Here is a 19,571-nt window from a genome sequence, read left to right as displayed (position 1 = left end):
GCGGCGATGATCCCCGTCACCACCTTCAAGGGCAAGACGGCCGCGCTGTTCGGCCTCGGCGGATCGGGGCTTGCGACGGCGCTGGCGCTCGCCGCCGGGGGGGCGAAAGTCGTCGCCTGGGACGACAATCCCGCAAGCGTCGAGAACGCCGCCGCCGCGGGTATCGCCACCGGCGACCTGCGTGCGCTCGACTGGGCCACGGTGGATGCGCTGGTGTTGTCGCCGGGTGTTCCGCTCACCCATCCGAAACCGCACTGGAGCGCCGAACTGGCGCATGCCGCCGGCGTCGAGGTGGTCGGCGACGTGGAGCTTTTCGCGCGCGAACGGCGCGTCCATGCGCCCGACAGCCCGTTCATCGCCATAACCGGCACCAACGGCAAGTCGACCACCACCGCGCTCATCGCCCATATCCTGCTGTCGAGCGGGCGCGATACGCAACTCGGCGGCAATATCGGCACGGCGGTCCTGACGCTCGATCCGCCGAAGGCCGGCCGCTTCCATGTCGTCGAATGCTCGTCCTATCAGATCGACCTTGCGCCGACGCTCGATCCGTCGGTCGGCATCCTGCTCAACCTCACGCCCGACCACCTCGACCGGCACGGCACGATGCAGCACTATGCCGGGGTCAAGGAACGGCTGGTGGCGGCAAGCCGCACGGCCATCGTCGGCGTCGACGACGGTTTCTGCGAACGGATCGCCGACCGGATCGAACGTACGGGCGCCACGGTCGTCCGAATCTCCAAGCGCCATCCGCTTGCCGACGGCATTCATGCCGAGGGAACCCGGCTGTTGCAGGATCGGGGCGGCGCGGCGCGCGCGATCGTCGATCTGGCGGGTATCGAGACGTTGCGGGGTGCGCATAATGCGCAAAACGCCGCCGCGGCCATCGCCACCTGCCTCGCCATCGGCATGGACGAGGCCGACATCCGGGCCGGCTTGACGTCCTTTCCCGGCCTGAAGCACCGGATGCAACCGGTGGGCCGCAGGGCAGAGGTGCTTTTCGTCAACGATTCCAAGGCGACGAATGCCGATGCAGCCGCCCCGGCGCTGTCAAGCTTCGAGCGTATCTACTGGATCGCCGGCGGGCTCGCCAAGGAGGGGGGCATCACGACGCTGTCCGGCTTCTTCCCGAAGATCGCCAAGGCCTATCTGATCGGCGAGGCGGCGGAGACCTTCGCCGGGACGTTGCGCGCCGCCGTGCCTTACGTGATTTCGGGAACGCTCGAGCAGGCCGTGCGGGACGCGGCGGCGGATGCGGAGCGGGCGGGCGGTCCCGCCGCCGTACTGCTTTCCCCGGCTTGCGCAAGCTTCGACCAGTACAAGAGTTTCGAGGTGCGGGGCGACGCCTTCGTGGGCCATGTGGCGGCGCTGCCGGGCGTGACCATGCTCGTTTCGGCCGATGGCTGACGTTTGACAAGATTTTCCGGGGCGGCGCGACCGCCGGCGGAAAGCGCCTTGAGAGGATAGAAACATGGTGAGTCGTGCTGAACGTGGTGCACTGGCGGACTGGTTCTGGACCATCGACCGGTTCTTCCTTGCGGCTTTCATCCTGCTGCTGGGGCTCGGCTTCATGCTGTCCTTCGCCGCGAGCCCGGCGGTGGCCGAGCGGCTCGGGCTCGACAGTTTCCATTTCGTCAAGCGCCATGCGGCCTTTCTGCTGCCGGCCATCGCGGTGATGCTCGGGGCTTCCTTCCTGACGCCGCGTCAGGTGCGCCGGGCGGCGATGATCCTGCTCGTCCTGTCGCTCGCCGCCATGCTGCTGGCGCTGTTCTTCGGGGTGGAGGTGAAGGGGTCGCGGCGCTGGATCTCCATCGGCAGCCTTTCCATCCAGCCGTCGGAATTCATGAAACCTGCCTTCGTGGTCATCTGCGCCTGGCTTTTCGCCGAACATGCGCGCCAGCCGGAAATCCCCGGAAACTTCTTCGCCATCCTCCTGTTCGGGATCGTCGCAGTGCTTCTCGTCGCCCAGCCCGACCTCGGACAGACGATCCTGACGGCGGCGGTCTGGGGCGGGATGTTCTTCATGGCCGGCATGCCGTGGCTGTGGATCATTCTTCTCGGCGGGCTCGGCGCGGGCGGTCTGCTCGCGGCCTATACGATGCTTCCGCACGTCGCCGGCCGTATCGACCGCTTCCTCACCGGCGAAGGCGATACCTTCCAGGTCGACACCGCCCGCGAGGCGATCATTCGCGGCGACTGGTTCGGCCAGGGACCGGGCGAGGGGATCGTCAAGCGCATCATCCCGGACAGTCATACCGACTTCATCTTCTCGGTGGCGGCCGAGGAATTCGGTATCGTCTTCTGCATGGTCGTCGTCGCCATCTTCGCCTTCGTGGTGATGCGCGGCCTGAACCATGCCTTCCGCGAGCGCAACGACTTCACCCGTTTCGCCGTCGCCGGCCTCGTGCTGCAACTCGGCATCCAGTCGATGATCAACATCGGCGTGAACCTCGAACTGCTGCCGGCCAAGGGCATGACGCTGCCGCTGATTTCCTACGGCGGCTCGTCGATGATCGCGATCTGCGTGACGGCCGGCTTCATCCTGGCGCTCACCCGCCGCCGGCCGGAAAAGCGGGCCTCCGAGCGCAGCCTGTTTCGCGGCGGCATCGTGGCGGCGGAGTGATGCGGGATATGGTCCGCTTCCATTCAACGCATAAGGCACTCGTCCCATGAGCAAGGGTATCGTTCTTCTCGCCGCGGGCGGCACCGGCGGCCATCTCTTCCCCGCCGAGGCGCTGGCGTATGAATTGCAGGCTCGCGGCTGGTCGGTCCACCTTGTCACCGACAGCCGCGCCGAGCGCTTCGCCGGAAAGTTTCCCGCAGACGAGATCCATGTGGTTCCTTCCGCGACGATCGGCTCGAAGAACCCGGTCAGCGTCGCCCGCTCGCTGTTCACGCTGTGGCGGGGCCTGCGCGCGGCGCGCCGGCTGATGGCGCGGCTACGGCCGAAGGTGGTGGTCGGATTCGGTGGCTATCCGACGTTGCCGCCGCTGCTGGCAGCGACCGGCATGCGCATTCCGTCGATGATCCATGAGCAGAATGCCGTCATGGGCCGGGCCAACCGGGCGCTGGCGAACCGCGTCACGGCGATCGCCGGCGGTTTCCTGCCGGAGAGCGGCGGCCGCCATGCGCAGAAGACCGTGGCGACGGGAAACCCGGTCCGCCCCGCCGTGATCGCGGCGGCCGACAATCCCTATCTGCCCTCGCAGGCCGGGCCGTTCCGTCTCGTCGTGTTCGGTGGCAGCCAGGGCGCGCAATTCTTCTCCAAGGCCATCCCGTCGGCCATCGCCGCGCTCGCGCCGGAAGACCGGGCGCGGCTTTCGATCACCCAGCAGGCGCGGCCGGAAGACAGCGGCGAGGTCGTGCGAACCTATGAGGAGCTTGCCGTTCCGGCGGAGGTTTCGCCGTTCTTCAACGACATGGCCGCGCGTATCGCCGCCGCCCATCTGGTGATCAGCCGTTCCGGCGCTTCGACGGTGTCGGAACTGGCGGTGATCGGCCGCCCGGCCATTCTGGTGCCCTATCCCCATGCGCTCGATCACGACCAGGCGGCGAACGCGGCGGCGCTTTCGGCGCTGGGCGGCGCGCGGGTGATCGCGCAGGCGGCGCTTTCGACGGAGCGCCTCGCCGCCCTCATAACCGAAGCGATGCACGATCCGTCCGGCATGGCGACGATGGCCGCAAGCGCCAGAAAGACGGGAAAACCCGATGCCGCGCGCTTGCTCGCCTCCATGGTTGAGGCTATTGCGGGCGGCGAGACGATCGCGCAATTCAAGGGAGAACGGCCATGAAGATGCCCCAGAGCATAGGGCTCGTTCATTTCATCGGCATTGGCGGCATCGGCATGAGCGGTATCGCGGAGGTGCTGCACAACCTCGGCCACCGCGTGCAGGGCTCCGACCAGGCCGACAGCGCCAATGTACAGCGCCTGCGCGACAAGGGCATTGAGGTCTTTGTCGGCCACAAGGCGGAAAATCTCGGCGACGCGGAAGTGGTCGTCGTCTCCACGGCCATCAGGAAGAGCAATCCGGAACTCATGGCGGCGCGCGAAAAGCTGCTGCCGGTGGTTCGCCGGGCCGAAATGCTGGCGGAACTCATGCGCTTCCGCAACGCCATCGCCATCGGCGGCACCCATGGCAAGACGACGACGACCTCCATGGTCGCGACCCTGCTGGAAGCCGGCGGGCTCGACCCGACGGTCATCAACGGCGGCATCATCAACGCTTATGGCACCAACGCCCGCATGGGCGAGGGCGAGTGGATGGTGGTGGAGGCCGACGAATCGGACGGCACGTTCCTCAAGTTGCCGGCGGATGTGGCGGTCGTCACCAATATCGATCCGGAACATCTCGATCATTACGGCAGTTTCGACGCCGTGCGCGCCGCTTTCCGGCAGTTCGTGGAGAACGTGCCGTTCTACGGCTTCGGCGTCATGTGCCTCGATCATCCCGAGGTGCAGGCGATGGTCAGCCGGATCGAAGACCGCAAGGTCATTACCTATGGCGAAAACCCCCAGGCCGACGTGCGCTTCGGCAATGTGCGCATGGACGGCGCGATCTCGGTCTTCGACGTGGAGATCCGCCGCCGCCGCACCGGCGAAGTGATCGCGTTCAAGGACCTGCGCCTGCCGATGCCCGGCCGTCACAATGTCTCCAATGCCACCGCAGCCATCGCCGTCGCCCAGCGGCTCGGCATCAGCGCCGAGGCCATCGTCCGGGGACTGGCGGGCTTTGCCGGCGTCAAGCGTCGTTTCACGCTGACGGGGACATGGAACGACGTCCATATCTATGACGACTACGGCCATCACCCGGTCGAGATCCGGGCCGCGCTGATGGCGGCGCGCGAAGCATGCAGGGGGCGGGTCATCGCGGTCCACCAGCCGCATCGCTATTCGCGTGTCCACAGTCTCGTCGAGGAATTCGCAGGCTGCTTCAACGAGGCCGATACGGTGATGATCGCGCCGATCTACGCGGCGGGGGAAGACCCGATCGAAGGGGTGACGTCCGAGGAACTGGTCCTGCGCATCAAGGCGGCCGGGCATCGCGACGCCCGCTTTCTGCCGTCTCCGGAGGCGCTGGGGCCGATTGTCGCCGGCATTGCAAAGCCCGGCGACTTTGTGGTTCTCTTGGGCGCGGGCAACATCACCCATTGGGCGCATGCATTGCCGGGCGAACTGGCGGGAATTTCAGGGCAGGTGGCATGAAGCGGGTTGATGGTGCAAAGCTGTTGGAGGCGCTGGGCGACGGCGTGAAGGATATTCGCGGCCGTCTGACGCCCGATGCGCCGATGGACCGCGTGACCTGGTTCCGGGCCGGCGGCCTTGCCGAACTGATGTTCCAGCCGCATGACGTCGACGATCTGACGGCCTTCCTGAAGCTCGTGCCGGAGGACGTTCCGCTGACCGTGGTCGGCGTGGGCTCCAACCTGCTGGTCCGCGACGGCGGTATTCCCGGCGTGGTGATCCGCCTGTCGGCCAAGGGGTTCGGCGATCTGGAGCTTGTCGGCGAGAACAGGATCAAGGCGGGCGCGATCTGCCCCGACAAGAATATCGCCGCCATGGCGCTCGATCACGGCATCGCCGGCTTCGAGTTCTACTACGGCATTCCCGGCTCCATCGGCGGCGCCCTGCGCATGAACGCCGGCGCCAACGGCGGCGAGACGAAGGATCTGGTCGTCGAGGTGCACGCCATCGACCGCAGGGGCGAAAAGCACGTCCTCAGCAATGCCGACATGGGCTATTCCTATCGCCATTCTTCCGTTCCGGCGGGGTTGATCTTCACCCATGCGATCTTCGAGGGGCAGGCCGGCGACAAGAGCGAAATCCGCGAGCGCATGGATAGCGTGCGCCGCCACCGCGAGACCGTGCAACCGATTCGCGAGAAGACCGGCGGTTCGACCTTCAAGAATCCGGACGGTCATTCCGCCTGGAAGGTCATCGACGAGGCGGGCTGCCGGGGCATGATGATCGGCGGCGCGCAGATGTCGCCGATGCATTGCAATTTCATGATCAATACCGGGCAGGCGACCGGCTACGAGCTGGAATATCTGGGCGAAACCGTCCGCAGCCGCGTTCTGGAACATTCCGGCGTGCTGCTGCAATGGGAAATCCGGCGCATCGGCCGTTTCCTGCCGGGATACGAGATCAAGGAATTCCTCGGCCGCGCCACGGCCTGATCCCGCTTCGCTTTCCCGTCCTGCCGGCGCCGTTCCGGCAGGACGGGTCCGTCGATCCGAACCGTTCATCCCCCATTCACAACGATAGGGTGAAAAGGCGTCCGTCGCGTCAAGGTTGCGCGACGGAATTCCGCGAGGGGCGGAATTCCCTGTTTCGAAGGGGGTTTCAATGTTCAGGAAATTTTCGGCAGAGCTTCTGGGTACGTTCTGGCTGGTGTTCGGCGGCTGCGGCAGCGCCGTGCTGGCCGCCGCCTTTCCGCAGGTCGGGATCGGCTTTCTCGGCGTGGCGCTCGCCTTCGGCCTGACGGTCGTGACGATGGCCTATGCGGTGGGCGGAATCTCCGGCGGGCATTTCAATCCGGCCGTTTCGGTCGGGCTGGCGGTCGCCGGGCGGTTTCCCGTCGCCAGCCTCGTACCCTATATCGTGGCGCAGGTGATCGGCGCGGTGCTCGCCGCCGCCGTGCTTTACGTCATCGCATCGGGAACGGCGGGTTTCACGGCCGGCGGTTTCGCGTCGAACGGCTATGGGGACCTGTCGCCCGGCGGCTACTCCCTGATGGCGGCGCTCGTCGCGGAAGTGGTGCTGACGGCCTTCTTCCTGTTCGTCATCCTCGGCGTCACCCATGGCCGTGCGCCGGTGGGCTTCGCGCCGCTGGCCATCGGCCTGACGTTGACGCTCATCCATCTGATATCGATCCCGGTTACCAACACGTCGGTCAATCCGGCGCGTTCGACCGGCGTCGCGCTGTTTGCCGAGACGGCGGCGCTCGGTCAATTGTGGCTGTTCTGGATCGCACCCATCGTCGGCGCGGCGCTGGGCGCCGTGATCTGGAAGGTCGTCGGCGACGACGACTGATCCTGCAACGCCGGCCGCTCCCCGCACGGGCGGCCGGCACCTGCTGGTGACGACCTTTCCTCGGGGACAGACGGCGGCGGAACGCCGTTTACCGCGGGTTTGCCGCTTCCGGCCGCCGCATGCGGCCGTTTTCGTTTCCGCGATTTTTTCACTTTCTCTTGCTTCAGCCGCAACTCTCTGATTCCAGAAGGGGAATCGGGACGCATCCTGATTCGGTGCGGAAAAATTGCGTGCCGGACGCGGCGGGTTAACGAAAGTAAACGCTTCATTAACCTTAATGCCGTTCTAGTGGTGTCAAGCTGCTCGACGAGTCGGGACCGGGAGAGGAATTCGGGTCCGGGCGGGACGGGCGGACAGGAAATACGAAACGGGCGCGGATCGCCGGGGGTTCTATGAGCGCGAAGCATGTGGCGATGCTGATGGGTGGATTTTCGTCGGAGAGACCGGTCAGTCTCTCCTCGGGGAACGCCTGTGCCGATGCCCTGGAGGCTGTCGGCTACCGCGTCACGCGTGTCGACGTCGGCCGCGATATCGCCGGTGTTCTTGCGGCGCTGAAGCCGGATGTCGCCTTCAACGCCCTGCACGGGCCTTTCGGCGAAGACGGCACGATCCAGGGGATTCTCGAATATCTGGAAATTCCCTACACCCATTCCGGCGTGCTCGCCTCGGCGCTTGCGATGGACAAGGCGCAGGCGAAGATCGTCGCGCGGGCGGCGGATATCCCGGTGGCCGAGGAGCGGGTGATGAACCGCTTCGACTTCACGAGCGAGCATCCGATCGAGCCGCCCTATGTGGTCAAGCCGGTGCGCGAAGGCTCGTCCTTCGGCGTGGTGATCGTCCGGGAAGACCAGTCGCATCCGCCGCAGGTCATCACCTCCAGCGAATGGCGCTACGGCGACCGGGTGATGGTGGAACGCTACGTTCACGGCCGGGAGCTGACCTGCGCCGTCATGGGGGACGTCGCACTCGGCGTTACCGAGGTCGTGCCGCAGGGGCACGCCTTCTACGACTACGATTCGAAATATGCCAAGGGCGGTTCGAAGCACGTTCTTCCCGCGCAGATTTCACCGGATGTTTACCAGAAGATACAAGCCTTGTCGCTCAAGGCGCATCAGGCGATCGGGTGCCGCGGCGTCAGCCGTTCCGACTTCCGCTATGACGACCGGTTCTCGCAGGATGGCGATCTCGTGTGGCTGGAGGTCAATACCCAGCCCGGGATGACCCCGACGTCGCTCGTGCCCGAGATGGCCGAACATGCGGGCTATTCCTTTGGAGAGTTCCTGAAGTGGATCGTGGAGGACGCGTCTTGTTTGCGTTGAGCGTCAGGCAAAAGGGCAGGGCGCGATCGGGCGGCCCGGTTGAGACGGAAGGTGGACGTGTTTTGCCGCGGCCGTTGCGCCGTGCCGTGCGCCTGCTCGTCAGCCTCGTCACCGGCCGCGTCCATATCCCGCGGCATGCGGGAACGGTTTCCGCCGTGCTTTTCCTCGGTGCGACCGGTTTCTACGGGATGTCGCTTGGCGGGCACGGGCAGGATGTCGCGCAGGCGTCGACGACGGCGATGGGCTTCGCCATCGAGGACGTGCGGGTGTCCGGCAATCACCAGACGTCCGAGATCGACATCCTGGAGCAACTCGGGCTGGACGGCACGACCTCGCTCATGGCGCTCGACGCCGAAGAGGCGCGCCGGCAACTTGCCGAATTGCCCTGGGTGCGGGACGTCACCGTCCGCAAGGTCTATCCGGGCACCGTCGAGATCGCCTTGCAGGAGCGCGAGGCCTTCGCGATCTGGCAGCACGGCAGCGACCTGTCGCTGATCGAGAAGAACGGCAGCGTCATCGCGCCGCTGCGCGACAACAAGTTTTCCACGCTGCCGCTGTTCGTGGGGCGCGATGCGGAAACGGCTGCGGCCGATTTTTCCGCTGAGTTCGACAACTGGCCGGACATCAAGGCGCAGGTGCAGGCCTATGTGCGGGTCGCGGGCCGCCGCTGGAATCTGCTTCTCGATAGCGGCATCGTGGTGAAGCTGCCGGAGCACAATGTCGCGCGCGCCATGGACCTTCTCGCAAGGCTCGAAGCCGAGCAGGCGATCCTGGAGCGCGATATCGCGGCCGTGGACCTGCGCCTTGAGGACCGCACGACGATCCGGCTGAGCGAAGGCGCCTTCGAACGCCGCGCCGCCGCCGTGGAGAAAAGGACGAAGGAACTGAAAAGGGCAGCGAAGAAAACATGAGTATTTTCGGCTCCTCCCATTTCGGCCTGCCGCGCCTCAAGCCGCTTTCCTCGAAGCGGGTCCATGTGGTGTCCGTGCTGGATATCGGTTCGACCAAGGTCGTCTGCATGATCGGCCGGCTGACGCCGCGCGCCGAAAGCGAGATCCTTCCGGGCCGCACGCATAATGTCGAGGTCATCGGCATCGGCCATCAGCGTTCGCGCGGCGTCAAGAACGGGGTTATCACCGACCTCGATTCGGCGGAAAGCGTCGTGCGGCTGGCCGTCGACGCGGCCGAGCGGATGGCCGGGCTGACCATCGAGAGCCTGATCGTCAATGTGTCGACGGGCCGCCTGCAAAGCGACATCTACACCGCCACCATCGATCTTGGCGGCCAGGAGGTGGACGCCAACGACCTGCGCAAGGTTCTGGCGGCGGCCGGGCAGCAGTCGCTGCGCCAGGACCGGGCGATCCTGCATTCGCTGCCGACCGGCTTCTCGCTCGACGGCGAGCGCGGCATCAGCGATCCGCTCTCGATGTTCGGCGATGCGCTCGGGGTCGACATGCATGTGCTGACGGCCGAGCGCGCCGCGCTCAAGAACCTCGAACTGTGCATCAACCGCGCGCATCTGACGGTCGAGGGCATGGTGGCGACGCCTTATGCCAGCGGCCTGTCGGCGCTCGTCGACGACGAGATGCAACTCGGTTGCGCCTGCATCGACATGGGCGGCGGCACCACGACGATCTCGGTCTTCGCGGAAGGCAAGCTCGTTCACGCCGATGCGGTGGCGCTTGGCGGTCATCATGTGACCACGGATCTGGCGCGCGGCCTGTCGACCCGGATCGAGGATGCCGAGCGGCTCAAGGTCGTGCATGGCTCGGCCCTGCCGAATGCCGGCGACGAGCGCGATGTCGTCGCGATCCCGCCGATCGGCGAGGACGACCGCGACCAGCCGACCCATGTGCCGCGCGCGCTGCTGTCGCGCATCGTGCGTGCGCGCATTGAGGAGACGCTCGAACTCATTCGCGACCGCATCCAGCGCTCGGGCTTCTCGCCGATCGTCGGAAAGCGGATCGTGCTGACGGGCGGCGCAAGCCAGCTTACCGGCCTGCCGGAAGCGGCCCGTCGCATCCTGGCCCGCAACGTGCGCATCGGCAGGCCTCTCGGTGTATCCGGCCTGCCGGCGGCGGCGAAGGGGGCGGCTTTCTCCACCGCAGTCGGCCTGATGATCTATCCGCAGGTCGCCGAACTGGAGGAACATGCGGCGCAGGGCGGCATGCTCTCGCAAATCACTGGGGGCAATGGCCGTATCGCCCGGATGGGGCAATGGCTGAGGGACAGTTTCTGATGGCTTTGCCGAGGCAAGCTTCGGGAAAGACCGGCAACGAATTCTAGGAACAACCGGCTTGGCGATGCAGCCGGAAACGAAAGGAACGGGTACAATGACTATCAAGCTGCAAAAGCCGGATATCACCGAATTGAAGCCCCGCATCACCGTCTTCGGTGTCGGCGGCGGCGGCGGCAACGCCGTCAACAACATGATCACCGCCGGCCTCGAAGGCGTCGACTTCGTGGTCGCCAATACGGACGCGCAGGCTCTCGCCATGACCAAGGCGACGCGTATCATCCAGATGGGCGTGCAGGTGACGGAAGGTCTGGGAGCGGGATCCCAGCCGGAAGTCGGCCGCGCCGCCGCCGAGGAATGCATCGACGAGATCATCGATCACCTGAACGGCACCCATATGTGCTTCGTCACCGCCGGCATGGGCGGCGGCACCGGCACGGGCGCTGCCCCGATCGTCGCGCAGGCGGCCCGCAACAAGGGCATCCTGACGGTGGGCGTTGTCACCAAGCCGTTCCACTTCGAGGGCGGCCGGCGCATGCGGCTTGCCGAGGAAGGCATCCAGGAACTTCAGAAGTCGGTCGACACGCTGATCGTCATTCCGAACCAGAACCTCTTCCGCATCGCCAACGACAAGACCACCTTCGCCGACGCCTTCGCGATGGCCGACCAGGTGCTCTATTCGGGCGTCGCCTGCATCACCGACCTGATGGTCAAGGAAGGCCTGATCAACCTCGACTTCGCCGACGTCCGTTCGGTGATGCGCGAGATGGGCCGCGCGATGATGGGTACGGGCGAGGCGTCCGGCGAGGGCCGCGCCATGGCCGCCGCCGAAGCCGCGATCGCCAACCCGCTGCTCGACGAGACCTCGATGAAGGGCGCGCAGGGCCTGCTGATCTCGATCACCGGCGGCCGCGATCTCACCCTGTTCGAAGTCGACGAGGCGGCGACCCGTATCCGCGAGGAAGTCGATCCGGACGCGAACATCATCCTCGGCGCAACCTTCGACGAAGACCTCGAAGGCGTTATCCGCGTCTCTGTCGTGGCAACCGGTATCGATCGCGCGGCCTCGGAGGTGGCTGCGCGGACTGCTGACTTTCGCAACGTCAGCAAGCCTGTAGCCCGCCCCGCCGCCGCTCCGGCCCAGCCGCAGTTCCAGGCCGCCGCGCCCGCGCCGCAGCCGGCACCGGTCGACATGGTCGCCGAGACGATCCGCGCCGCGGAAACCGACCTGGAGCAGGAACTGGCCATTCCGGCCGGCCGGTCCGCGCCGGTGCAGCATGCCGCGGCACCGCAGGAGGATTTCCGCCCGCAGAGCCGTCTCTTCGCCGCTCCGGCCGAAGCGCCTGTCGTTCAGCGCGCCGTCCCGGTCCAGCCGCAGCCGGCTCCGGCCGCCCAGCATCGCTTCGAGCCGGCCGCCCCGGTCGTCCGCCAGGAGCCGCAGGCCGTGCGCATGCCGAAGATCGAGGACTTCCCGCCGGTGGTGAAGGCCGAAATCGATCATCGCGCCGCCCAGCACCAGCAGCCGGCCGCAGCACATCAGGAAGAACGCGGACCGATGGGCCTTCTGCGCCGCATCACCTCGTCGCTCGGCCGTCGTGAGGATGAAGAGCAGCATGCCGGCGAACCCGTCGCGGCGCCGGCCCAGGCACAGCGCCGGCCGCTGTCGGCTGAAGCGAGCCTTTATGCGCCGCGTCGCGGCAATCTCGACGACCACGGCCGCGCCAGCCCGCAACCGCGCGCGCTGAGCGAGGACGATCAGCTGGAAATCCCGGCGTTCCTGCGCCGCCAGACCAGCTGAGGCCTTCGGGTCGTGTCACGAAAATGCCCGGATTTTCTTCCGGGCATTTTTTTTGAGTGCTTTTCCAATGGTTTGTGCTGAGGGGTTAACGTAACAATTAGAAAGAAACAGTGATTTGTGTAACGCTGAGGGACCTACTAGATATACGCGGAATTCAAGGGCGATCGGGATTCGGTCGCCGGTGGCTGCCGGATCGGGTCGACGCTGTCGGACACATGGATGAGATTTGAAAGGCGGGCGCATCGCGTCGCCGCCATGGGCTCCCTTGGGCCGCAATCATGAAACAGGTCGACGGAACGCCCGCCGGCACCAAACGAGGCGAATGAAGATGACGGTCGGTATGCTCGGTTTCCAGACGACGGTGGCCAATCCGGTGACGGTGGCCGGTACGGGCGTCCATTCGGGCGCGCCGGTGTCGATCACCTTCCACCCGGCCGAAGCCGATAGCGGCATCGTGTTCCAGCGCGTGCACGACGACGGTACGGTCAATGAGTATCGGGCGGTTTCCTCCCAGGTCGGCAACACCGATCTCTGCACCGTTCTGGGCTTTTCCCCCTCGGCCTCGATCGCCACGGTCGAACATGTGATGGCGGCGCTCTACGCGCTGGCGCTGGACAATGTGCTTATCGAGGTGCATGGCGCCGAAATGCCGATCATGGACGGCAGTTCCGCTCCCTTCATCGAAGCGATCGATCAGGTCGGCCTGATGACGCTTGCCGCCAAGCGCCGGTATATCCGCATCGTCAAGCCGGTTCGTGTCGAGGCGGGGGCTTCCTGGGCGGAGTTCCTGCCCTATGACGACGGCATGCGGTTCGAGGTGGAGATCGATTTCGATTGCCCGCTGATCGGGCGACAGTCCTGGAAGGGCGATCTGACCCCGGGAACGTTCCGCAAGGAGCTGTCGCGCGCCCGTACCTTCGGTTTCATGCGGGATGTGGAAAAGCTCTGGGCGGCCGGTTATGCGCTCGGATCGTCGCTGGAGAATTCGGTCGTCATTTCCGACGACGATACGGTGATCAATATCGAGGGCCTGCGTTATGCGGACGAATTCGCGCGTCACAAGACGCTCGATGCCGTTGGCGATCTGGCGCTTGCCGGCACGCAGTTCATCGGCTGCTATCGCTCCTATCGCGGCGGGCACCGGATGAACGCCCAGGCGCTGAAGGCGCTCCTGGCCGACCGTTCGGCCTATGAGGTCGTCGAGGCGGCCGCGCCGCGGTCGCGCGTCGGCCAGCGCGAACTGATCGCGGTCAACGCTCCCGAATTCGCGCCCTGGTCCGCCTGAAGGCAGGCGGACTTGCCGCTTTCCCGATACGCCTGCCATAAAAATGCGTTAATGCGCCGCCATGGCGTTGCGGTTCGCGCGCATTTGGAGATAGAAACGCGGGCATGAAACGCTCCGCGGAGCGGGCACCGCCGATTTGGGATTGTGAAATGGTAGTTGCAGGATCGATGGGTGTGAAGAAGACGGCGCGCATGCTTTGCCTCGCGCTTGCCGTCGCGGCTCCGGCAGCCATTCTGTCGGCTTGCCAGTCGGATCCGGATATCGACATCACCAAGCTCACGGGCGAGGTCGAACCTGCCGATACGCTTTATACGCAGGGCCTGGCGAACCTCAATGCCGGCAAGACGACGGAGGCGGCCCGCAAGTTCGAGGCCGTCGACCGCCAGCATCCCTTCTCCGAAGAGGCGCGCAAGGCGCTGGTGATGAACGCCTTCGTCAACTATCGGCAGGGGCGCAACGACGAGGCGATCACCGCCGCCAAGCGCTATCTCAGTCTTTATCCGCAGTCCGAGGATGCGGCCTATGCGCAATATATCGTCGGGCTCGCCTACTGGAAGCAGATCCCGAGCGTGACGCAGGACCAGCGCGCCGCCCAGCAGACCATCGAGGCCATGCAGGCGGTGATCGACAATCATCCCAAGTCGGAATATGTCGAGGACGCGCAGACCAAGATCCGTTTTGCCCGCGACCAGCTCGCCGGCAAGGAAATGCAGATCGGCCGCTATTATCTGGAACGCAGGGAATATGTCGCGGCGGCCAGCCGTTTCCGGACGGTTGTCGAGCGTTATCCCACCACCAACCAGATCGAGGAGGCGCTGGCCCGTCTCGTCGAGACCTATTATGCCATGGGTCTGGCCAGTGAAGCGGAGACGGCGGCCGCCGTGCTCGGCCATAACTATCCCGACAGCCAATGGTATGCCGACAGCTACAAGCTGTTGCAGACCAAGGGGCTGGAACCCCGCGAAAATTCGGGATCGTGGATTTCGCGCGCCGGCAAGAACCTGATCGGCGCCTGACCGGAGATAACGGAACGACATGCTGTCGCAGCTATCGATCCGCGATATCGTCCTGATCGAGCGGCTGGATCTCGGTTTCGAGCCCGGCCTTTCGGTCCTGACCGGCGAGACCGGCGCGGGCAAGTCCATTCTTCTCGACAGTCTTTCGCTGGCGCTCGGCGGGCGCGGCGACGGTGCGCTCGTGCGTCACGGTATCGAGCGGGGACAGGTGACGGCGGTCTTCGACGTTCCGGCGGGCCATGCAGCACGCACCCTGCTTCGCGAGAACGGCATCGACGACGACGGCGATCTGATCTTCCGCCGCCAGCAATCGGCGGACGGCCGCACCCGGGCTTTCGTCAACGACCAGCCGGTTTCGGTGCAACTGATGCGTCAGGCCGGGCGGAACCTCGTTGAAATCCACGGGCAGCACGATGACCGGGCGCTGGTCGACACCGACGCCCACCGGCAGCTTCTCGACGCGTTCGGCGGTCTTTTCCCGGCGGCGGCGGAGGTCGGTACGCTCTATCATCGCTGGAAGGAGGCGGAGCGCACGCTGCGCCGCCATCGCGAGAAGGTCGAGGCGGCCGCGCGGGAGGCGGATTACCTGCGCGCTTCGGTCGAGGAACTGGAGGCGCTCTCCCCGCAGGACGGGGAGGAGGACGAACTGGCCGACAGCCGCGCGCGCATGATGAAGGCCGAGCGCATCGCCGGCGATATCAGCGAGGCGAGCGATTTCCTCAACGGCAACGCCTCGCCGGTCCCGCTCATCGCCTCGATGGTGCGGCGGCTGGAACGCAAGAGCCATGAGGCCCCGGGCCTGCTGGAGGAAACGGTCGAACTGCTCGATCAGGCGCTGGCCCAGCTGTCGGACGCCCAGATGGCGGTGGAAGCCGCGCTACGCAAGACCGAATTCGATCCCCGGGAACTGGAACGGACCGAGGAGCGGCTGTTTGCGCTGCGGGCTGCCGCGCGCAAGTTTTCCGTGCCGGTCACGGAGCTTCCCGCCCTGACGGAGCGGATGATCGCCGATCTTGCCGATCTCGACGCCGGAGAGGAGAAGCTGGCGCAACTCGAAGGACAACTCGGCGAGGCCCGCTCCCTTTTCGAACTTTCGGCCCGTGCGCTGTCGGAAAGGCGGCATCATGCGGCCGATGCGCTCGCCGCGGCGGTCATGGCCGAACTGCCGGCGCTGAAGCTGGAGCGCGCCCGTTTCAGCGTGGTGATCTCCACCGACCCCGAAGGCGGGACGGAGCAGGGGATCGACACGGTCGAGTTCCACGTCCAGACCAACCCCGGCACACGACCGGGGCCGATCATGAAGGTCGCCTCGGGCGGTGAGCTTTCCCGCTTCCTGCTGGCGCTCAAGGTGGCGCTCGCCGACCGGGGCTCGGCGCCCACGCTGGTCTTCGACGAGATCGATACCGGCGTCGGCGGGGCGGTGGCCGATGCGATCGGCCAGCGGTTGAAGCGGCTTTCGGCAACCGTTCAGGTCCTTTCCGTCACCCATGCGCCACAGGTCGCGGCGCGGGCAGCCACACATCTTCTGATCTCCAAGGCGCCCGTGGCGGGCAGCGAGACCGTCGCGACCCGCGTGGCGCGGATGGACGACGGCGCCCGCACCGAGGAAATCGCCCGCATGCTGGCGGGCGCGTCGGTTACGGATGAAGCGCGGGCGGCGGCGGCGCGGCTGCTGTCGGGGGGACTGTAGAGGCGGTCGCCCGCCGATCTTTCCTTTCTCCGGTTTTGCTCTAAAACCTGTTTTCGAAATCCGGAGCATCCCATGGCGAACGCGAAGACCCCCGTCGAAACCCTGACCGAAGAAGAAGCGGCCGCCGAGCTTGCCTTTCTCGCCGCCGAGATCGCGCGACATGACGAACTTTATCACGGGCAGGATGCGCCGGAGATTCCGGATGCCGACTACGACGCGCTGAAGCGGCGCAACGAGGCGATCGAGGCGCGCTTTCCCGCGCTGGTGCGCGACGACAGCCCTTCGCGGCGGGTGGGCGCCGCGCCCTTGCCGACCTTCGCGCCGATCACCCATTCCCGCCCGATGCTCTCGCTCGACAACGCCTTTTCCGATGACGACGTGCGGGATTTCGTGGCCTCCGTCTATCGGTTCCTCGGCCGCCTGCCGGACGATTCCATCGCCTTTACCGCAGAGCCGAAGATCGACGGGCTCTCCATGTCGATCCGTTATGAAGACGGCCGGCTGGTCAGCGCCGCCACGCGCGGCGACGGCACGACCGGCGAGAACGTCACGGCGAATGTGCGGACGATCGCGGAAATCCCGGATCGCCTGCCTGCGGGTGCACCTGCCGTCGTCGAATTGCGCGGCGAGGTCTATATGGCCAAGAGCGACTTTCTCGCGCTCAACGAGAAGATGGCGGCCGAAGGCCGGCAGACGTATGTCAATCCACGCAACACGGCCGCCGGATCGCTGCGTCAGCTCGATGCGAGCGTGACGGCAAGCCGCAAGCTGCGATTCTTCGCCTATGCCTGGGGCGAGATGTCGGAGATGCCAGCGGAAACCCAGTCCGGCATGGTCGAGGTCTTCAGGAACTGGGGCTTTCCGGTCAATCCATTGACGGCAACGCTTTGCCGCGTCGAGGATATCATCGCGCATTATCGCGCGATCGGTCTTGCCCGGCCCGATCTCGACTACGATATCGACGGCGTCGTCTACAAGGTGGACGAGTTGGCGCTACAGGAGCGTCTCGGCTTCCGATCGCGCTCGCCCCGCTGGGCGACGGCGCACAAATTCCCGGCCGAACAGGCCTTCACCACCGTCGAGAGGATCGACATCCAGGTTGGACGCACCGGTGCGCTGACCCCGGTCGCGCGGCTTGCGCCGGTGACGGTCGGCGGGGTGGTGGTGATGAACGCCACGCTGCACAACGCCGATTATATCGACGGCCTCGGCAATAGCGGCGAACGCATCCGCGCCGAGGGGCACGATATCCGCGTCGGCGATACGGTCATCGTGCAGCGGGCCGGCGATGTCATTCCGCAGGTGCTGGACGTCGTCATGGAGAAGCGGCCGGCGGAGACGCATCCTTACGAATTCCCCAGGACCTGCCCCGTCTGCGGCAGCCATGCGGTGCGCGAACGCCACGAAAAGACGGGGCGGCTGGATTCGGTCACCCGCTGCACCGGCGGCTTCGTCTGCCGCGCCCAGGCGGTCGAGCATCTCAAGCATTTCGTCTCGCGCAACGCCTTCGACATCGAGGGACTGGGGGCGCGACAGATCGATTTCTTCTTCGGGGCGGAGGATCCGGCGCTGTCGATCCGGACCGCGCCGGACATCTTCACGCTCGCGAAGCGGCAGGCGGGATCGCTTGCCAAGCTCGAGAATATCGACGGTTTCGGCAAGGTGAGCGTTCGCAAGCTCTATGATGCCATCGACGCGCGCCGCGCCATCGCGCTTCACCGTTTCATCTATGCGCTCGGTATCCGCCATGTCGGCGAAACGACGGCCAAGGCGCTCGCGCGGGCCTATGGCACCTATGATGCTTTCCGGACGGCGATGACAGAGGCCGGGACGCTTTCGGGCGAGGCCTGGGCCGAACTCAACACGATCGACGGTATCGGCGACGTGGTGGCCCGCGCGGTCGTCGAGTTCTACAAGGAGCCGCGCAATATCGATGTCATCGGCCGCCTTCTGGAAGAGGTGACGCCGCAGGCCGACGATACGCCGGCAAGCGTTTCGAGCCCCGTCGCCGGCAAGACGGTGGTGTTCACCGGATCGCTGGAGAAGATGACGCGCGACGAGGCAAAGGCGATGGCGGAGCGGCTGGGGGCCAAGGTGGCCGGCTCGGTCTCCCGCAAGACGGATCTCGTGGTCGCCGGTCCGGGGGCGGGCTCCAAGCTCGACAAGGCGCGCGAGTTCGATATCGAGATTATCGACGAGGACGGCTGGTTCGTGCGAATCGGATCCTGACGTCAGGGGACCGTCACTACGGAACCGCGCACGAGGAAGCGGCCGTCGAAGAGTATCGGCACGCCGTGTCCCGCCTCGCTGTCGAAGGTCCCGCCCTCATAGGCGTGGATATGCAGGTGCGGTTCGGTCGTATTGCCTGAATTGCCGACGCGGCCGATCGGCTGGCCGTCCTGCACGACCGCTCCGCCGTCGATGAGGATGGATCCTCTTTCCAGATGCGCCAGCATCACCCGGACGTTGCCGCAGGCAAGGACGACGTGGTTTCCGGCCGGCATGCGGGCATCCGTGCGGCCGATCGGATTGTCCGGCCTGCCGTCATGCACGGCGATGGCGACGCCGTTGCAGGGGCTTACCACCTGCCGTTCGAAAATCGCATAGTCGGTGAGGTCGGGCGGCGTCAGGCCGTTTGCCCGCCGCCCGAAACGATCGAGGGCGACGATATCGAGCGCATAGCGCTGGACGGCGTTTGCGGCATGGTGGTTGATCGATGCGTTGCCGCCGCCCTGCGCGACGAAATAGGTTCCCCCCGAAAGCGGAAAGGTCAGCACGACTGCGCGCGGACCGTAGCCATAGCCGGACAGCGTACGGGCGGCGAGCGCCAGGAAGAAGATCGCCATCGCCAGGGTGAAGCCGTGCGCGCGCAGGATGGACCTCGAAACGTTCCACGGCCGGCGCATGACCCGCAACCAGGAAAGCACGCCGCCGACGAGGAAGGCCAGGGGAAAGACGGTGCCGAGTGGCACCGCGATCCAGTCCCAGCGCGCGACGAGCGAGAGGAAGGTGAGGTAACACGCCCCGTAGAGGATCCGCACCAGCCAGCCGAGACGGTCGGCAGGACGGGGCAGCCACGGCCAGAGGATGAAGAACAGCGGCAGGAGCAACTGGGTGGAAAGCAGGATGAGGATGGATGTCGCCATGGTTCTTGTCTCGCGGCTCCATACTCTTCGTTGCAATGGAAACGGGTGGAA

The 19,571-nt window shown here is 65.9% G+C and carries 15 protein-coding genes; 14 read left to right on the top strand and 1 reads right to left on the bottom strand.

The window, feature by feature from the left end:
- Window positions 1-6: 6 nt before the first annotated feature.
- The 14 genes from murD (at window position 7) to ligA (ending at window position 18,603) form a co-directional block, all read left to right on the top strand.
- Window positions 7-1,407: a UDP-N-acetylmuramoyl-L-alanine--D-glutamate ligase gene (gene murD / locus KYK29_RS02685; protein ID WP_254689301.1), complete on the top strand. Its 1,401-nt coding sequence runs from the start codon at window positions 7-9 to the stop codon at window positions 1,405-1,407.
- Window positions 1,408-1,471: 64 nt separating this feature from the next.
- Window positions 1,472-2,623 (top strand): putative lipid II flippase FtsW, encoded by a 1,152-nt coding sequence (gene ftsW / locus KYK29_RS02680; RefSeq protein WP_254689300.1) that lies wholly within the window; start codon window positions 1,472-1,474, stop codon window positions 2,621-2,623.
- 46 nt (window positions 2,624-2,669) lie between these two features.
- Entirely contained in the window at window positions 2,670-3,791 is a 1,122-nt protein-coding gene (murG, locus tag KYK29_RS02675) for an undecaprenyldiphospho-muramoylpentapeptide beta-N-acetylglucosaminyltransferase (protein ID WP_254689299.1), read from the top strand.
- Complete coding sequence (gene murC, locus KYK29_RS02670; protein ID WP_254689298.1) at window positions 3,788-5,203, top strand: UDP-N-acetylmuramate--L-alanine ligase; 1,416 nt, start codon at window positions 3,788-3,790, stop codon at window positions 5,201-5,203. The genes murG and murC overlap by 4 nt, the downstream gene beginning before the upstream one ends.
- Window positions 5,200-6,174, top strand: a complete 975-nt coding sequence (gene murB / locus KYK29_RS02665; RefSeq protein ID WP_254689297.1) for a UDP-N-acetylmuramate dehydrogenase — start codon at window positions 5,200-5,202, stop codon at window positions 6,172-6,174. Before murC ends, murB begins: the two co-directional genes overlap by 4 nt.
- Window positions 6,175-6,343: 169 nt before the next feature.
- Window positions 6,344-7,030 carry an aquaporin Z gene (gene aqpZ, locus KYK29_RS02660; RefSeq protein ID WP_254689296.1) on the top strand — a complete coding sequence of 229 codons (687 nt, stop codon included), beginning with the start codon at window positions 6,344-6,346 and terminating at the stop codon, window positions 7,028-7,030.
- A gap of 392 nt (window positions 7,031-7,422) precedes the next feature.
- Complete coding sequence (locus KYK29_RS02655) at window positions 7,423-8,349, top strand: D-alanine--D-alanine ligase (protein WP_254689295.1); 927 nt, start codon at window positions 7,423-7,425, stop codon at window positions 8,347-8,349.
- Window positions 8,337-9,260, top strand: coding sequence for a cell division protein FtsQ/DivIB (locus KYK29_RS02650; RefSeq protein ID WP_254689294.1), 924 nt, complete (start codon window positions 8,337-8,339; stop codon window positions 9,258-9,260). The genes KYK29_RS02655 and KYK29_RS02650 overlap by 13 nt, the downstream gene beginning before the upstream one ends.
- Window positions 9,257-10,588, top strand: a complete 1,332-nt coding sequence (ftsA, locus tag KYK29_RS02645) for a cell division protein FtsA (RefSeq protein ID WP_254689293.1) — start codon at window positions 9,257-9,259, stop codon at window positions 10,586-10,588. Before KYK29_RS02650 ends, ftsA begins: the two co-directional genes overlap by 4 nt.
- 94 nt (window positions 10,589-10,682) lie before the next feature.
- Window positions 10,683-12,383 (top strand): cell division protein FtsZ, encoded by a 1,701-nt coding sequence (ftsZ, locus tag KYK29_RS02640; RefSeq protein ID WP_254689292.1) that lies wholly within the window; start codon window positions 10,683-10,685, stop codon window positions 12,381-12,383.
- A 328-nt stretch (window positions 12,384-12,711) separates the two neighbouring features.
- Complete coding sequence (lpxC, locus tag KYK29_RS02635) at window positions 12,712-13,668, top strand: UDP-3-O-acyl-N-acetylglucosamine deacetylase (RefSeq protein ID WP_254689291.1); 957 nt, start codon at window positions 12,712-12,714, stop codon at window positions 13,666-13,668.
- Window positions 13,669-13,817: 149 nt separating this feature from the next.
- Complete coding sequence (locus KYK29_RS02630; RefSeq protein ID WP_254689290.1) at window positions 13,818-14,684, top strand: outer membrane protein assembly factor BamD; 867 nt, start codon at window positions 13,818-13,820, stop codon at window positions 14,682-14,684.
- A gap of 19 nt (window positions 14,685-14,703) precedes the next feature.
- Window positions 14,704-16,374, top strand: a complete 1,671-nt coding sequence (gene recN / locus KYK29_RS02625; RefSeq protein ID WP_254689289.1) for a DNA repair protein RecN — start codon at window positions 14,704-14,706, stop codon at window positions 16,372-16,374.
- A gap of 72 nt (window positions 16,375-16,446) precedes the next feature.
- Window positions 16,447-18,603: an NAD-dependent DNA ligase LigA gene (gene ligA / locus KYK29_RS02620; RefSeq protein ID WP_254689288.1), complete on the top strand. Its 2,157-nt coding sequence runs from the start codon at window positions 16,447-16,449 to the stop codon at window positions 18,601-18,603.
- A gap of 2 nt (window positions 18,604-18,605) precedes the next feature.
- Here the strand turns inward: ligA and KYK29_RS02615 are convergent, their stop codons facing one another.
- A complete protein-coding gene (locus KYK29_RS02615) occupies window positions 18,606-19,520 on the bottom strand; it encodes a M23 family metallopeptidase (protein WP_254689287.1) in 915 nt (304 codons plus the stop codon).
- Window positions 19,521-19,571 lie beyond the last annotated feature (51 nt).

Origin of the sequence: Shinella daejeonensis, from assembly GCF_024281235.1 — a bacterium.
GTDB lineage: Bacteria > Pseudomonadota > Alphaproteobacteria > Rhizobiales > Rhizobiaceae > Shinella > Shinella daejeonensis.
This window is presented reverse-complemented; position numbering and strand designations above follow the sequence as displayed.

Coding starts and splice junctions, on each gene's coding strand:
- KYK29_RS02615 (WP_254689287.1), bottom strand. CDS start 19,520: ATGGCGACATCCATCCTCATCCTGCTTTCCACCCAGTTGCTCCTGCCG.
- KYK29_RS02630 (WP_254689290.1), top strand. CDS start 13,818: ATGGTAGTTGCAGGATCGATGGGTGTGAAGAAGACGGCGCGCATGCTT.
- murD (WP_254689301.1), top strand. CDS start 7: ATGATCCCCGTCACCACCTTCAAGGGCAAGACGGCCGCGCTGTTCGGC.
- murC (WP_254689298.1), top strand. CDS start 3,788: ATGAAGATGCCCCAGAGCATAGGGCTCGTTCATTTCATCGGCATTGGC.
- murG (WP_254689299.1), top strand. CDS start 2,670: ATGAGCAAGGGTATCGTTCTTCTCGCCGCGGGCGGCACCGGCGGCCAT.
- murB (WP_254689297.1), top strand. CDS start 5,200: ATGAAGCGGGTTGATGGTGCAAAGCTGTTGGAGGCGCTGGGCGACGGC.
- KYK29_RS02655 (WP_254689295.1), top strand. CDS start 7,423: ATGAGCGCGAAGCATGTGGCGATGCTGATGGGTGGATTTTCGTCGGAG.
- ftsZ (WP_254689292.1), top strand. CDS start 10,683: ATGACTATCAAGCTGCAAAAGCCGGATATCACCGAATTGAAGCCCCGC.
- ftsA (WP_254689293.1), top strand. CDS start 9,257: ATGAGTATTTTCGGCTCCTCCCATTTCGGCCTGCCGCGCCTCAAGCCG.
- ligA (WP_254689288.1), top strand. CDS start 16,447: ATGGCGAACGCGAAGACCCCCGTCGAAACCCTGACCGAAGAAGAAGCG.
- aqpZ (WP_254689296.1), top strand. CDS start 6,344: ATGTTCAGGAAATTTTCGGCAGAGCTTCTGGGTACGTTCTGGCTGGTG.
- recN (WP_254689289.1), top strand. CDS start 14,704: ATGCTGTCGCAGCTATCGATCCGCGATATCGTCCTGATCGAGCGGCTG.
- lpxC (WP_254689291.1), top strand. CDS start 12,712: ATGACGGTCGGTATGCTCGGTTTCCAGACGACGGTGGCCAATCCGGTG.
- ftsW (WP_254689300.1), top strand. CDS start 1,472: ATGGTGAGTCGTGCTGAACGTGGTGCACTGGCGGACTGGTTCTGGACC.